At 66.2% G+C, this 14,881-nt stretch carries 14 protein-coding genes; 1 reads left to right on the forward strand and 13 read right to left on the reverse strand.

Annotated elements, in window-relative coordinates; all coding sequences use genetic code 11:
* Window positions 1–48: 48 nt before the first annotated feature.
* The 7 genes from AC3A6M_RS14285 to AC3A6M_RS14315 form a co-directional block, all read right to left on the reverse strand.
* Window positions 49–1,017 (reverse strand): HDOD domain-containing protein, encoded by a 969-nt coding sequence (locus AC3A6M_RS14285; RefSeq protein WP_487853379.1) that lies wholly within the window; start codon window positions 1,015–1,017, stop codon window positions 49–51.
* 154 nt (window positions 1,018–1,171) lie between these two features.
* On the reverse strand, window positions 1,172–2,227 hold the full coding sequence (locus tag AC3A6M_RS14290; RefSeq protein ID WP_487853380.1) for an ATP-binding response regulator: 1,056 nt from the start codon (window positions 2,225–2,227) through the stop codon (window positions 1,172–1,174).
* Between the two features lie 6 nt (window positions 2,228–2,233).
* Entirely contained in the window at window positions 2,234–2,779 is a 546-nt protein-coding gene (locus AC3A6M_RS14295) for a response regulator (RefSeq protein WP_487853381.1), read from the reverse strand.
* Entirely contained in the window at window positions 2,757–4,103 is a 1,347-nt protein-coding gene (gene nosR / locus AC3A6M_RS14300; RefSeq protein ID WP_487853382.1) for a response regulator c-di-GMP phosphodiesterase, NosR family, read from the reverse strand. The genes AC3A6M_RS14295 and nosR overlap by 23 nt, the downstream gene beginning before the upstream one ends.
* Entirely contained in the window at window positions 4,100–5,050 is a 951-nt protein-coding gene (locus AC3A6M_RS14305) for an ATP-binding protein (RefSeq protein WP_487853383.1), read from the reverse strand. The genes nosR and AC3A6M_RS14305 overlap by 4 nt, the downstream gene beginning before the upstream one ends.
* 13 nt (window positions 5,051–5,063) lie before the next feature.
* Window positions 5,064–5,897 (reverse strand): HDOD domain-containing protein, encoded by an 834-nt coding sequence (locus AC3A6M_RS14310; protein ID WP_487853384.1) that lies wholly within the window; start codon window positions 5,895–5,897, stop codon window positions 5,064–5,066.
* Window positions 5,898–5,899: 2 nt separating this feature from the next.
* Window positions 5,900–8,833: an EAL domain-containing protein gene (locus AC3A6M_RS14315; protein WP_487853385.1), complete on the reverse strand. Its 2,934-nt coding sequence runs from the start codon at window positions 8,831–8,833 to the stop codon at window positions 5,900–5,902.
* Window positions 8,834–9,147: 314 nt separating this feature from the next.
* Between AC3A6M_RS14315 and AC3A6M_RS14320 the strand changes: the two genes are divergently transcribed.
* The gene (locus AC3A6M_RS14320) at window positions 9,148–9,780 is read left to right on the forward strand and encodes a response regulator (RefSeq protein ID WP_487853386.1); all 633 of its coding nucleotides are present in this window, start codon (window positions 9,148–9,150) and stop codon (window positions 9,778–9,780) included.
* 6 nt (window positions 9,781–9,786) lie between these two features.
* Here the strand turns inward: AC3A6M_RS14320 and AC3A6M_RS14325 are convergent, their stop codons facing one another.
* From AC3A6M_RS14325 to AC3A6M_RS14350, 6 genes are all read right to left on the reverse strand, one after another.
* Window positions 9,787–10,398 carry a TadE/TadG family type IV pilus assembly protein gene (locus AC3A6M_RS14325; RefSeq protein ID WP_487853387.1) on the reverse strand — a complete coding sequence of 204 codons (612 nt, stop codon included), beginning with the start codon at window positions 10,396–10,398 and terminating at the stop codon, window positions 9,787–9,789.
* Window positions 10,385–10,885, reverse strand: coding sequence for a TadE family protein (locus AC3A6M_RS14330; protein WP_487853388.1), 501 nt, complete (start codon window positions 10,883–10,885; stop codon window positions 10,385–10,387). The genes AC3A6M_RS14325 and AC3A6M_RS14330 overlap by 14 nt, the downstream gene beginning before the upstream one ends.
* Window positions 10,882–12,327, reverse strand: coding sequence for a TadE/TadG family type IV pilus assembly protein (locus AC3A6M_RS14335; protein ID WP_487853389.1), 1,446 nt, complete (start codon window positions 12,325–12,327; stop codon window positions 10,882–10,884). The genes AC3A6M_RS14330 and AC3A6M_RS14335 overlap by 4 nt, the downstream gene beginning before the upstream one ends.
* A gap of 109 nt (window positions 12,328–12,436) precedes the next feature.
* Window positions 12,437–13,786: an MBL fold metallo-hydrolase gene (locus AC3A6M_RS14340; RefSeq protein ID WP_487853390.1), complete on the reverse strand. Its 1,350-nt coding sequence runs from the start codon at window positions 13,784–13,786 to the stop codon at window positions 12,437–12,439.
* A gap of 16 nt (window positions 13,787–13,802) precedes the next feature.
* Complete coding sequence (locus tag AC3A6M_RS14345; protein WP_487853391.1) at window positions 13,803–14,030, reverse strand: hypothetical protein; 228 nt, start codon at window positions 14,028–14,030, stop codon at window positions 13,803–13,805.
* Window positions 14,031–14,201: 171 nt separating this feature from the next.
* The gene (locus AC3A6M_RS14350; protein WP_487853392.1) at window positions 14,202–14,804 is read right to left on the reverse strand and encodes a 3-hydroxyacyl-CoA dehydrogenase NAD-binding domain-containing protein; all 603 of its coding nucleotides are present in this window, start codon (window positions 14,802–14,804) and stop codon (window positions 14,202–14,204) included.
* Window positions 14,805–14,881 lie beyond the last annotated feature (77 nt).

Below are 14,881 nucleotides of genomic sequence, written 5' to 3' on the forward strand. Positions count from 1 at the left end.
CTGGGGCCATGTGGATGGCCGTGACGACGGGGGAAAGGGGCGGCGCCCTCAGCTTTCCAGGTTGCTCAGCTTGCCCAGGCAGCGGCGCTGGAAGCTGTCGAGCCCTTCGGCAACGAGTGCGTCATCTTCGCCCAACATGGCGCCGTCGAGCAGCAGGCGCAGCTTGGCGATGCGGTCGCCCTGCCTGAGCGCCAGCGCGAGGCTGGATTCGCCCGGGTCGCTGGCTTGCGCGATCGCGTCGGCGACATCGTGCGGAAATTCCCAGTGCTTCGCGATCTCCGCCGAGAGCTGCCGGCTGCGGGCCAGCAGGCTGACGCCGAACTCGCCGGACACGGGCACCTTGCCGTTTTCGCAGACCCGATCGGCCAGCCGGAACGCGACCACCAGGCCCACGTTCTGCATCAGGCCGGCCAGGTAGGCCTCGAACACGCCGGCGGTCAGGCCGGGCGCCATGAGGCTGGCGGCGAGCGCGCACTTTTCGGACTGGCTCCAGATCTGGGGCGCCACGCGCCGCGAGAAGCCATCCGACTGCATCTTGATGACCGGCCGGAACCCGACGCGCGCCAGCAACATGCGCAAACCGTTCTGGCCGAGCATCATGATGGCGGCCTCGATGGTTTTTACCGCACTCATGGGCCGGTAGTAGGCGCTGTTCGCCTCGCGGATGACTTCCGCCGTCAGCACCACGTCCTGGGCCACCAGGCGCGACAGTTCGGCGGCCGACGAGTCCTCGTCGTTCAGGCTGCGCAAGAGCTGCGGAATCACCTCGGGGACGCGCGGCACCAGGCCGGCCGCGTCGGCGGGCCGGCCGGCCAGGGCCTGGACTTCGTCGAGGATCCGGGTCTCCATCTCGGCAGGCGCGTTGAACGCGGCCGGCCCGGTCAGCCAACGGTAGTAGGCGGCATCGATTTCGCCGCTGATGCGTTGCGAGCGCTGCGCCTGGTCTTCACCGTCTTCCGCGGCGGCGGCAGTGGACGCCTTCTGGTCGCTGTCTGCGCCGCCAATCAATCGAGACATCCATTTCTTCATGAGATTTTACTTCCCGGCATACGGTGTTTGGGCACTGGCTCGCGGACGAACCAATGATTCTTTAATGCAATTAATTGTAATACTGAAACAATCCTGCTCCAACGTCCCGCCTGCACAGGTTGCGAAAACATGACAGTCCGTGTCAGGGAAGCGCCAGGCGCCGCCGGACGGACAGGATGGTCCCGCAGCCCGGCCTGCCGCAGATGTGCAGGCTGGCGCCGATGCCGCCGGCCCGCTCGCGCATCCCGGCGATCCCGATTGCCGCCGGCGCGTCCGCGGCGCCGCGGGCGATCCCCGCGCCGTCGTCGCAGATGCGCAGCAGCAGGTTCCGGCCGCGTACCGCAAGCTGTAGCTGGACCTGGGTCGCGCCGGCGTGGCGCAGCACATTCGTCAGGGCTTCCTGGCAGATGCGCAGCAGTTCGGCCGCCACGGAGGACGGCGGCTCGACGTAGCCGGCCGCGGCGTGCCGCAAGCGGCAGTCCAGCCCGAAGCGGCGCCGGACCTGCTCCGCTTCGTCGCGCAAGGCCGCGGCCAGGCCGCCGGCCCCGAGCTCGGGCGAGCGCAGCAGCTGCGCGATGTCCTGGACCGATGCGATCGCCTGGTCGATGCTCGAACGGGCCGAGCGCAATTCCTGCAGCAGTTCCCCGGACGGCGGGACCTCGCCGTCGTGCGTGCGCCGTTCCAGCAGGCGCAGGTCGATGTTCGCGGCAGTCAGCAGTTGCCCGAGCCGGTCATGGACTGCGCGCGCCAGCCGCCGGCGCTCTTCGCCGCGCGCCGCTTCCAGCGCCGCGCGCCACGCCTGTCCCATGCGCAGGTGCGCCTGGATGCGCTCGGCCAGTTCTCCGGCATCGCAGGGGACAGCCACCACATCGTTCGCGCCGCTCCGCAAGGCCCGCCTGCGCGCCGCCGCATCGGATCCGGCCGACAGCAAGATCACCGGCACCGCCTCGAGCGCTTCCTCGCGCCGCAGCGCACGCAGCAGCCCCAGACCGCCCGCTTCCTCCTCCGCTTCGCCCGGCACCAGCACCAGCACATCGGGCCGGATCGTGAGTGCGAGCGCGACGCCTTCCCGCGCCGTCGATGCGCGATGCAGCGCGACCCCGCGCCGGCGCAGGCGCTGCGCCAGCCCGTCGTGCGGCGCAGGCCCGGCATCGATCAGCACGACGCTGGGGGCATGCTCGAAAGGAGAGACTGTCATGTCGGATCAGACCAGGCGAATATTTCCATGTTCATCCCATTCCACGCGCGCTGTTCCCGGCTCTTCCAGCTCCAGGTGTTCGAGCTCGATCTGCTGCAAGCCGAGCGCCAGGTGGTCGGCCTCGACGTCCGGCCCGTGCGCCGGCGGCCGGCCCGGCTTCCCAAGCATCGCGCTGTCCCTGCGTCCGAAGGCTTCGCGCACCGTCCCGATCAGCTCCTCATGTTGCCACGGTTTGGCCAGGTAGCGGAACACTTCCGCCCGGTTGACCGCGGCGATGATGTCGCCGGACTCGGTGCTGGCGCTGACGACGATCCGCACGGCGTCCGGCTGCAAGCCCTTCACCAGTTGCAGCACATCGGCGCCGTTGAGGCCCGGCATGCGGTAGTCCGAGATGACGACATCGAAGTCCTGTTCGCCGGCGCGATGCACCGCGGCCTCGGGTTCGTCGAACGTTTCGATGACGACGGCCTCCATCGGGAAGGCCGAGCGCAGCGCGCGCCGCAAGGCATTCAGGACCGCGGATTCGTCATCAAGAATCAGAATGCGGCGCATCCGTTCCTCCTGACTTGATGAAGAGCTGCAGTTCGACACCCGACCTGCGCTCGAATTCGGCGAGCTGCTTCAGCATCCGCTCGGTCAATACATGGTCCGCGGACAGCAGCAACGCGCCTTCCGAAGAAATCAGGTCGCGGCTGAGCACCATGCCCGGCTTCAGCTGCGCCACGCCCATCGCGATTTCGGCGATTTCGTCGCCGATGCTGCGCCCGGTCCGGATATCGTAGAAGGCCTCGACGACGCCGGGATCGTAGCGCTTGCCCCTGCTTTCCACGACCAGGTCGGTGGCCCGTTTCGCATCCACCTGCTGCTGGACGAGCAGGCCCTGCTGCAAAGCCTCGAAGTCGCGCGCCACCGCCAGCACCCGTGCGCCGAGCGGAATGTCGAAGCCGGCGACGCCTTCGGGAAAACCGGAGCCGTCGAAGCGTTCGCGGTGCGCGCGGATGATGCGCGCGGCCTCGCGCAATTCGTCGAGCGGCATCAGCAGCTCTTCGCCGAGCTGGGGGTATTTGCGGTAGCGCCCCAGGTTATCCCCTTTCATCAGGGACTCGGGCATGCCGAGCAGGCTGTCCGGCAGGCCGGTCTTGCCGATTTCGTGCAGCAGGCCGGCCACGAACACGTCCTGGACTTCGCGCGCCGGCAGGCCCATCCTCTGGGCGATCCGGCGCGCCAGGTCGGCGACCCGGCGGCCATGCCCCGCCATCACCCCGCCGCGCATTTCCACCATGCTCGAGAGTATCTTGATCAGGGTAAGGAAGTTCGTCTTCAGCCGCTCGTGCGATGCCTGCAGCGAGGTCTGGGCGGCGTTCAGTTCCGCCGTCCGGTCGCGCACCCGCTGCTCCAGCGTGGCGTTCAGTTCGCGCAGCGCCTCGTTCTGCTCCCTGGTCAGCTCCTCCAGCCGGCGTTTCTCGCGTTCCAGCGCCTGGCGTTCCAGCCCGTCGCGGATCACCAGCAGCATCGCGTTTTCATCCCAGGGCTTGGTGATGTAGCGGTAGATCTCGCCGCGGTTGATCGCGCCGATGGTCGACTGGACATCGGCGTGGCCGGTCAGCAGCAGGCGCAAGGTGGAAGGCCAGCGCTGGCGCACGGTTTCGAGGAATTCGGTGCCGTTAATTTCCGGCATCTGCATGTCGGAGATGACGATGTCGACCTGCTCCTGCTCGAGCACGGCCACCCCTTCCCTGGCCCCGTTGGCGACCAGCACGCGGTAGTTCTCGCGACGGAAAAGGCGGCGCAGGGCCGCCAGGATATTCGGCTCGTCGTCGACGCACAGGATGGTGGCTGCGGGTGCGTCCGACCTCGCGGCGGCGCTCAGGTTCATGGATTCTCCTCCGGCTTGTCTTGTGCGTCCTCATGCCTGATCGGCAGCGCGATCCGGAATACCGTGCCGGCCCCGGGCTCGCTCTGCACGTCGATGCGGCCACGGTGTTTTTGAATGATGCCATACGACAGCGACAGGCCCAGGCCCGTCCCGCTGCCGATCGGCTTGGTGGTGAAGAAGGGATCGAAGATGCGCGACTGGATCGCCTTCGGGATGCCGCAGCCGGTATCGGCGATCTCGATCCACACATGGTCCCCGCCAGCGCCGGTCCGGATCGTGATCCGCCCACGCGGCCCGTCGATCGCCTGCGCACCGTTCACGACGATATTCATGATCACCTGGTTGATCTGGGACGGCAGGCATTCGACCTCGGGGATGTCGCCGTATTCCTTGACGATATCGGCCTTGTACTTGACCTCGTTGTTCACGATGTTCAGCGTGGTGTCGATCCCATGGTGCAGGTTCACCCACTGCCAATCCTGGTACGCATCGACGCGCGAGAAGTCCTTCAGGTCCTGCACGATCTTGCGCACCCGTTCGATGCCCTCGCGCGATTCGCTCATCAGGACCGGGACGTCGTCCATCAGGAAATCGAGATCGACCTGGCGGCGCAGGGCCGCGATCTGCCGCACCATGTCCGGGTCCGTGATGAACTCCTCGGCCCGTTCGTACTGGACCAGCACCCGCAGCAGGTCGGCGACATAGGTCTGCAGGGTGCCGAAGTTCGAAAAGACGAAACTGATGGGGTTGTTGATCTCGTGCGCCACGCCGGCGGCCAGCTGGCCGATGGACGCCAGCTTTTCCGACTGCAGCAGCTGTTCCTGCGCGCGCGACAGCTTTTCGTTCAGTTCCGTGAGTTCCTGGTTGCGGCGCAGCAGCTGCGCCTCGACCGACTCCCGGCGCGGCACGGTCCCGTCGCTGCGCGCCGTCTCAAGATTGTCTATCATTTTTTTTCTGGCTCTACATTAAAAGCAGGCATGCTTCCTCGAACTGCGCTTCGGTTTCGCGGCAGACCGTCCGCAACTGTTCCGGCGCGAGGCCGAGGCTGTCCCAGGTCGCGTCGAGCAGGCGCGGCACCGCCATGTGTTCGCCGCCGCCCAGGTCCAGTGCCTGCACCATCGCGTTCGCGGCGTGCACGACGCCGGGCACGGCGCACAGGTCGCTCGCGGCCGGCGCGTGGTGCTGCCCGATCGCACGCTGGATCGGCGCCGGGAACTGCCAGGCTTGCGCCAGCATCTGGCCGGCGCGCTGGTGATCGATGCCGAACACGTGCAGCTCGGCCTCGCTCATGGTCGTGTCGTGGTGCGCGCAGTAGTCGAGCGCCTGGGCGTAGTGGTCCGGGAAGCTGGACGCCAGCACCAGCCGCCCGATATCGTGCAGCAGGCCGGCGATGAAGGCGGCGTCCTGGTCGAGTCCGGCATGCCGCGCCAGGTTCTTCGCACCCAGCGCGGTCGCGATCGAATGGCGCCAGAATCCGGCCACGTCGATCCGCCGGTAGGCGTCGCCGCTGAAGGTCTCGATGACGCTGCCGGCCACCGCCAGCGCCCGCGCACTGTCGAAGCCGAGCACGACGATTGCGTCCCTGACGGTCCTGACCTTCGCCGGCAGGCCGTAGAACGACGAATTCGCCAGGCGCAGCATCCTGGCTGCCAGCGCCTGGTCGCGCGACATCTTTTCCGCCAGCACCGTGGCATCCAGGTCCTCGCGTTCGAAGGATGCGATCAGGTCGAGCACGATGGACGGCAAGCTCGGCAGGTCCCGGATCCGCTTCACCATCAGGCCGATATCCAGCATCTTCAGGACAACTCCCCCAGGCGATATTCTTCGACGACGTCGCGCAGCACCAGGTTCGCCGCACCGCTTCCGGCATGGCGCGACAGCCAGGCCAGTCGCTGCCGTACGCGCACGCGCTCGGCACTGAGCTGTTCCGGCGTGAGCGCGTCGTCGACGATCGCCAGCGCCGCGACCCCGCGCCGCAGCAGGGACCCGATCAGCGCCCCGGTCAGGGCGGTCAGCCTGGGCAGCAGGACATTCCCGGCCCGATCGCGGATCTCCTGGTGCAGGCACATGCCTTCCGCGGCCTCGGCGATGGGAACGATGCGGAAACGCTTCATGATGCTGGCGCCCCCCTGGCGACCGGCTTGGTGTGCGGCGATGGCGATCAGCCAGCCGCGCGACTGGCTCCCGCTGCCCATCGGACGCAGGTCGGCGATGCAGCGCTGGTCGCCCACCCGATGTTCGAACGTGAATGCGGACCCTTCCGGCAAGCGGGCGGGAAAAGCGGGAAAGAATTGGCGGACGTCGCAACCCAGCAGCGGTCCGTGCCCGGAGAACAGGTCCAGCGCGGCGCGGTTGGCCAGCACGATGGTGCCCGCATCGTCGCTCGCCAGCACCGGCAACGGCACGTTGCTGAGCGCCTCGCGCACGATGTCGAGGCTGATCTCGCCGCGTTCGATCTCGTTGCGCGCCTGCGCCAGCACCGTCTCGAGGCGGCGGTTCACCGCCGCGAGCTGTTGGTTGGCGGTGCGCACCTGCAGCGTCAGCAGGCGGTTCTCGTTCGCCATCGCGCCGTACAGGAAAGCCTCCTGGATATGGCCGCGCAGCTGCTCGTCATCCCAGGGCTTGGTCAGGAATTTGTAGATCGCCCCGGCATTGACGGCGTCGGTGACGGTCTGCAGCTCGGTAAAGCCGGACAGGACGATGCGCACCGTGTCCGGGTAGAGCTGCCGCACGGTGCGCAGGAACTCGACCCCGGTCATCTCCGGCATGCGCTGGTCGGACACGATCACGTCGACTGCGTTTTCCGCCAGCACCTTGAGGCCTTCGATCCCGCTGTTCGCCGTCAGGATCCGGTAGCCGTCGCCGCGCAGCAGGCGCCGCAGCGAGGAAATGATGCTCGGCTCGTCATCCACCAGCAGCAGCGTGGGCTGGGTGCGGTTGAAGCGCAGCAGGTGCGGCGCCAGCCCGAAGCCGCCGCGCAGGAACTCGGTCATGGCGTCCGCCGGAACCGGTTCGGACACGTAGTAACCCTGCACCTCGTCGCACATGTGGCGCGACAGGAAGTCGCACTGGGCTTCGCGCTCGACCCCTTCGGCAAGAACCCGCATGCCCAGGCTGTGTCCCATCGTGACAATCGCGTCCACGATCGCCGACGCGTCGTCCGCCTCCGGCACGCGCTGCAGGAAGGAGCCGTCGATCTTGAGGACATCGATCGGCAGGCGCTGCAGGTTGGCCAGGCTGGAATAGCCGGTGCCGAAATCGTCGAGGCACAGCCGCACCCCGAGCTTTCGCAGTGCAAACAGGCTTTCGACCGCGCGCTCCAGGTCTTCCATCAGCAAGCCTTCGGTCAACTCCAGGTCGAGGCAGTCGGCGGGCAGGCCCGTGTCGGCCAGCGCGTTGACGATGGAACTTTCCAGATTGCGCATCGAGAACTGCCGGGCCGACAGGTTGACCGCGACCCGTAATTCCGTGAAGCCCATCTCCCGCCAGCGCGCGGCCTGGGCGCAGGCGGTGCGCAACACCCAGTCGCCCAGGTCGCCGATCAGGCCGCACTCTTCCGCGACGCCGATCAAGGTGGTCGGCGGGACCTTCTCGCCATCCCTGGTCCAGCGCACCAGCGCTTCCACGGCGCAGGGCTTGCCGGACACCAGGTCGACCTGGGGCTGGTAATGGACCTGCAGCTCCTCCCGCGCCAGCGCCTCGCGCAAGGCGAAGCCAAGATGCAGCCGCTCCAGCTCGGCGCCGTCCGGCGGGGTATCGTCCCAGCGCAGCATGCCCGGCCCCGCTTCCCTGGCGCGGCCCAGTGCGCGATCGGCGGCGAGCAGCAGGCTGTCGGCGGTCTGGCCGCTCAAGGGGAAGGTCGCAGCGCCGACGCAGCAGGTCACGTACACGGCGTGTCCTTTATGGTCGAACGGTTCCGCCAGGGCCTTCACGACCTCCTGGATCCGGCGCGCCGCGTCGGCCTGTTGCTCCTCTTCGAACAGCAGGAGGAACTTGTCCCCGCCTTCACGCGCAATCGTCGCCCCTGGGCCGGCCACGCGCCCGATGCGCTGCGCCACTTCGCACAGGATGCGCTCGCCGCACTCGCGGCCGAGCAAGGCATTCACGCGCTTGAACATGTCGAGGTCGAAGGCCGCCAGCTGGACCGAGCGCTGCGCACGCGCGGCCCGCTGCAAGGCGTGCGCGAGCCGGTCGCGGAACAGTGCGTAGTTCGGCAGCTTGGTCAGGACGTCGTGCGTGAGGCTGAACTGGAGGTCGCGTTGCGAAATCGTTTCCATGGTCACATCGCTGCCCTGGATCAGCAGGCCGGCGACGCTCTTCCTGTCGCGCGAGGGAATCGGCTGCACGACAAAGTCCACATAACGCAGTTGCGACCCGCCGTCGGCGCCGCCGAGATGCACCGCATAGGCCCGCTCGACATGCCTTTCACGGCGCACGATGACGTTGTTCAGCATCTCCGTCACCCCTTGTTCGGCCACTTCCGGCAAGGCGACATGGAAGGGCAAGCCGATCAGGTGCTCGCGTCCTACCAGGCGCTTGTAGGCATCGTTCGCATGGGTGAACACCAGGTCCGGAGCGGCGAGAAACGCGACGAAACCGGGCGCGTGCTCGAACCATTCCAGCGCCACGTCCGCTTCGGGGAAAGCGGGCACGGTCAATGCGCCCGCCTCCTCCGGCGCGGCGGCGCGGCGGTCTGGAATCCCTGTATGGTCTGGTTTGGCTGCTTTCATGGCGTAGCGCCCGAAGAATTCGGCGGGCTCTTGAGGAATCAGGCTGATGTGTCAAGGATATAGAACAATGTGGCGCGACATGCTCGCAGAATTTGCGACAATCCTGTCACAGCAATGATGCGGCCACATCGCCAGAGCGACGCTGCGGACCGGGTACGCCCATTTCCTCCTAGGAGCGGCAGGTCGCGGTGGATATGTGAGCTGTCGTGGTTTCTACGACAGGAAGACAAGCATTATCTTGCTTACAATCATCATTGTGACTTGCAGTAACGCAACACATCGCACTGCGCGGGGCAGGCAACCAGGGGGAAATCATGATCAGGATTGTCGTGGCCGACGATCACCAGCTCATCCGCGAAGGCATCAAGAAGACGCTCGCGCACGCGGATGACATCGTGGTGGCCGGCGAGGCATGGGACATGCCGTCCCTGCTGTCCGCCCTCGCGCAACAGCAGGCCGACCTGGTCGTGCTCGACCTCACCCTGAACCCGGAGCATGAGCTGGCGGCCCTGCGGACCGTGCGCGAACGGTTTCCCCAGGTCCCGGTCCTGGTGATCAGCCTGTATCCGGAGAATCAGTTCGGGGTCGCCTGCCTGCGCGGAGGAGCAAGCGGCTACATCAGCAAATCCATGACCGTGGATGTGATCGAGAAGGCGGTGCGCAAGGTGCGCGCCGGCGGCCACTACGTGAGCGAAGCGCTGGCGGACCTGCTGGCCCGCGAATTGACGGCGCCGAAAGCGCCGAGTCCGCACGAACTGCTGACCGAACGGGAAGCCCAGGTACTCGCCCTGCTCGCGACGGGCCTGTCGGTCAAGCAGGTCGCGGGCAAGCTCGACATCAGCATCAGTTCCGTGAACACCTATCGCGCCCGCATTCTCACCAAGATGGGACTGGCATCGAACGCCGAACTCATACGCTACGCCATCAAGCACCGCATCGCTTCCTGAGGCGCATTAAGGACAGGGTAGATCTCCCGCCTTGTATCCGAGGGTTTCGGCATGCACGATGGTCACCGATGTCGGCAGTTTCAGGGGCAGATCGATCAGCGAAATCAGTGGTTCGTAGGGCACGGGCGTGCACTTGTCGCCGCCCTGGCCCTCCTGGCAGATGCGGGCCTGGACCGCGCGGATGCAGCTGGCGCTGTTCGGGTCGAGCATGCAATTGAGCCTGTTCTTTGCCGGACAACTTGGCATGGCCCCGTCCGGAATCAGCTCCAGCCTGTCCGCCTTGGCGGGCAGGTACAGGTACTCGATCCGGATATTCTCGGCGGTGATCGGACTGCCGAAAGGCAGCTTGCCACCGGCCTCGTCGAAGACCGCGTGCTTGCGCGCCAGGGTCAGCCCATTCCCATCCGTGAACGAGAGATTCGCCGCATCCCGCGCCACGCTGCGGGTGACCTCGGCCAGCGTGTTGTACATATACATGACGCGGGCAAACTCGATGATCCCAAGCACGACCGTGAAGAACACGAGCGCGACGACGGCAAACTCCACGGCCGCGGCGCCGTCCTGGCGGGGCCTGCCGATGCGCTGCGGCCTGGCCTGGCGCGATTTAATTGCCGACATAATAGCTTCTTGCGGTCGCGTTGATCGGAATGGCGATCGATCCCTTGTCCGGAGTGAAAAAAGAGGTCACCGCGGTCAAAAACGGATCTTCGACCGTCATCAGGATATCGACGGCCACCGTCTTCGGCACGGCGGAGCCCCGGTTCACGGGGCATCGCTGGTCGTCGCAATACACGGTCACCTGGGGCAAGGCCGAGCCGGGATTGAGTTCGTCGATTTCCGTGTACGCCAGGTTCTGCGCGGCGCTGACGATGCACGCGTCCCGGGTGCTGACGCACTGCACTTTCATCTCCGTCGGGCTGGCCGAGGCAAGGAACCTGGCAGCATCGTGCGCCGCCTTTTCGGCCACCGTGTAGTGCCAGAAGAAGCGGCCGAAGAACAAGGCCGCCGCGAGCAAGGGAATGAGGATGGTTCCCAGGACGGCAGCGAATTCGACGGCCACCGAGCCGTCTTCGTTTTTTTTCATCCGGCGCACTGGCTTGTTCATTGCATCAGCTCCACGGAACCCGCAAGTTCTTCCTGAAAGGTGACACCGGCAAACTCCGCATAGATGCCATTCGCATCGGCCGGCACCGTCATGAAAAAACGCCCCAGGGCAAGCACTTTTCCGGGCGCGCCGCCGCCGGAACAATCGAGCAAGGGGACGTTCAGTACCCGCCGGTAGGCAACCCCGGGGTAGTTGGTCGACGGACCGCTCACCTGCGTGAAATATGGCGGCGACTGCAGCCCGGTCCTGGGGTCCGTCGGATAGGTTTTCAGGCCCGGTCCGGTGCTGTACAAGGCTTTCCAGTTGGGCACCGTGGCGTCGAACGTTGCATAACCTTTTGCCGGCTCGGCCTGCCCCGCCGTATAAGCCGACCAGGGAACCGGCCGGGAAAAGACCCAGAGCGGCCCGTACAGCGCCGGTGTCTGGTCGTTCGGCGGATCCAGGTCGGCAATGGTCTCCAGCCGGCTCGTGGACGTCGCCCCCTGGGCCACCTGGCGGTTCGGATTGGTCATCCAGGTATTCGTGCCGAAGGTGAACTGCTTGACGTTCGCATCCGGCGGCGCCGAGGCCGGGCTGCACTGGTTATTCGACAGATTCAGCCGGGAATTGAGCTGGTTGAAGTACTTGTCGACCTGGAAGCCGCTTTGCAGGTTGAGCGTCCGGCCGATCACGCCCGGCAGATCGACGGTGCCGGTACAGACGTACGCGCCGATGATGTTTGCCGAGAAGTCGCCGGTCTTCGGCGGCAGGCTGACGGGATCGATGACATAGCTCACCGGCGTCGACGAATTCGGGCTGAGCCTCATGAGGTTGTAACTGATCCCGCGCCGGAAGCCATACTCGGTCAGTTCGGAATAGCCGGCCGCATTCACCCTTTCCTTGAAGGGATTGGCCGGGTCCTTGTGCATCGCGCACAGTGCGAAAGGCATGACCTTGAGGGCATGGCGGCCGGCGATCGCGATATGCGCCACCGTCATCGATTCCCGCTTGCTCAGGAACTGCATGAACATCAGCGCGACCGTTCCGTAGTCGACATCCAGCCGGTTCGTGTCCACTTTGACGTAAGCGATTCCCGCCGGCGCGGCTTTGGCCGCATCGGCGTCCATCCATGCGCCATCCGGCGACTTGGCGAACGCGATCGCGCCGTCGGAAAACGTCATCGTCTGCCAATAGCCGTAATAAGGCATCGTGGTCGAGCCATCCCCGCTTTCGACCACGTCGTGGGCCGCCGCGAGCGCCGCGTCGATACCGTCGCTGGTTCCATTCAGTTTTTTTGCGGCAGAGATGGCGACCACATCGGCCACGGCCTGCATCTCGGCTTTCCTGTTGTACAGCCGTCCCAGCTCGAGCGCCAGGCCCAGGAAACCGATGAGCAAGGGAAGCAGCACCGCCACCATGATGCCGATGGCGCCGCGCTGCCGGCGGATTGCGAAGCCATGCACGTTTGATTTCCTCATTGGCGTTCCCTATTGCGGCAACGAAATTAACAACAAGAAAATACTAGTGCTCACCCGGGGGAGGGCTTTGAGGCGGGACAACAGTCAGAGTGCTCTAGGGTGCGAGCAGGCGGCGCAACTGGGCCGCCTGGTAGGCCCCGAAAGTATCGCCGAACAGGCAGCGGATCAGCGGATCGTCGACCACCTCGGCCTGCGCCAGCGCGCGCTCGGTGCCGGCATCGAACACGGCATCGTTGATGCGCATGTACATCGAGGTCAGCGACTCGCCGAGTTCGAGCGCCGCATACAGCTTGGCGGCGGGGATGTCGGTGGTCCAGGCCGGCGGCGCGGCGCTGTCGTCCGGAGTCGCGCCGCCGCCGGGCTCGAGCCGGTAGCGGAGGCGCGTCGCCTGGCCCGCGTGATCCCACACCGACAGCTGCCAGATGCGCGGCTGGTCGAAATAGTCGGAGGAAGCCTCGGTGGCGCCGTACCTGCCGGGCAGGCCCGTGCGGCAGTATTCCATGACGCGCGCCAGCTGCGGCGCCGTCAGCGGCGCGAAATGGCGCGCGATCTCGGCCGTGGGAGGCGGCGCCGCATTCCCTTCATACACGTAGTCGACATCCTGGTCGCCGACCGGAATCACCCAGGCCAGGGGCGCCGCCGGCCGCAGCGAGCCGGCGTCCAGCAGCACCGAGACCGAAGGGTCCAGCCGCACCACCTGGCAGGACGGCAGCGCCGCCCTCACCTCCTGCGCGAACCGTGCGTACGAAATCGGGAAGAAGGCCCGGTTGTACCACGACCACGGCTCCTGGAGGAACTGGCAGGAACTCGGCACGACGTAGCGCGGATCGAGCGTCTTCAGCTGCGCCAGCCACTCTTCCGGCAGCGCGGGCGGCGCCGCGACGGCGCGCGTTGGCGCCAGCACCTCGAGCTCGCGCATGGTCTGGAAAGGCCACAGCACCATGTCCCACGGCCCCTCCGCGGCGAGCCTGGCGAGGATCGCGTCGTCGATCCAGGAATCGACCACGTTCAGGACATTCAGCCCGGCGGCCTTTACCTGGAAGATCGAATCGACGTCGGCATCCATGGCTTCGCGCGGCACCACCTGGAAAGCCCCGACCGCGACCGGTTCGTCCAGGCGCAAGGCATGCACCTCGGTGAAGCCGAGCTGGCGCACCATGTCGAACAGCTCCTCGAAGATGCAGTAGATGTACAGCGGCGTCGCGCGGTCCAGCAGGTCGAGGCTCTCCAGCGAGCAGTGGTCGTCGTGGAAGTGGGAGATGAAGACGGCGTCGAACCGCTGGCGCCGGATCTGGTCGCGGTCGAAGCGGACCTCGGGAAAGGCGTGGCAGTTGCGGCTGAACGGGTTCTCGAAGATCGTGTCGAAGGCGATCCGGGTGCCGGCGCATTCGAACACGTAGCCGGCGTGGAGAATGCGCGAGATGGTCAGCGATGCGGGCGACATGTGCCTGGCGCCCGGCTCAGTCCAGGCGCTTCAGGCGCTGGCCGTGGATGCCCCAGCGGCAGTCGATGCCGTCGACCTTCCCGCACAGGGCCCAGCCGGTGCCGATCTTCTCCACCGTGACGGGAGACTCGATTTCTTTGGCCAGCTTCTCGGCCCACATGCTTGCCGCACCCCGGCCCTTGAACAGTTCCTTGCCTTCGTAGATGACGGTGGCGTCGAAGACGGGCATGGCGAATACGGTCATTGCTTCCTCTGGATGCTGGAGATGAAAGCGCTATCCTAACATTCGCCGCCCGCGCAGCAGAAGACGCGCCGCAGTCCGGGCATGAAACCGCCTGGTCGCCGCCGGCGTTCGCCTGGTTGCCGGCGCCGCCCGACGACCTCGACTTCGGAAGGTCGTCGTCGCCATGCAGGACTAGTCCAGCGCCCGGTCGATCGACCAGGATGCGGCGCCGTTCGTATCGTCGGCCATGCGGTGGCCCAGGCCGGACACCGAGGGAAGCCGGTGCAGCCTACCGGCGAGCGCCTTGACCGTGCCCAGCGTTTCGCCCGAGGTGTCTTTCCCGGGCACGATCGTCCATGTGTCCCCGGCAGTTGGCGAACGCGCGACATGCAGGCCAAGCACCTCGCCCGGACGCCGCGTGCACCCGGCGATGTGGTCGACGCCGACTTGCGAAGTATGGGTCATCAGTACTGCGCCCGGCTTGGCGACCTGGTCCAGGCGACGGAACAGCTTCTCCTTCCCCTCCCTGTCGGCGTCGACCGCGTCGACGATCAGGTCGCAGTCTTTCAAATGGTGGAAATTGACGGTTCCTGCCAATAGCGCCATGCGCCTGTCGCGTCCATCGGCTTCAGGCCGGGCAAGCGCGATGCCCCGGTCGAGCGATTCGCGATCGAGTTCGAAAAGTGTGACGGGGACGCCGGCATCGAGCAGGCTCACGGCGATGCCGATGCCGACGGCATTGGCGCCGATGATGCCGACGCGTCCGACCTGGATATCGTTCTGGTACTGGGACATGATGAGACTCCATTTAAATGCACTGAAAGGTGAAACCGGATGAGTCCATCATAGGGTCGACACGCCCGCCGTTCCGC

Source organism: Telluria sp. Soil_C_11 (genome assembly GCF_057657395.1).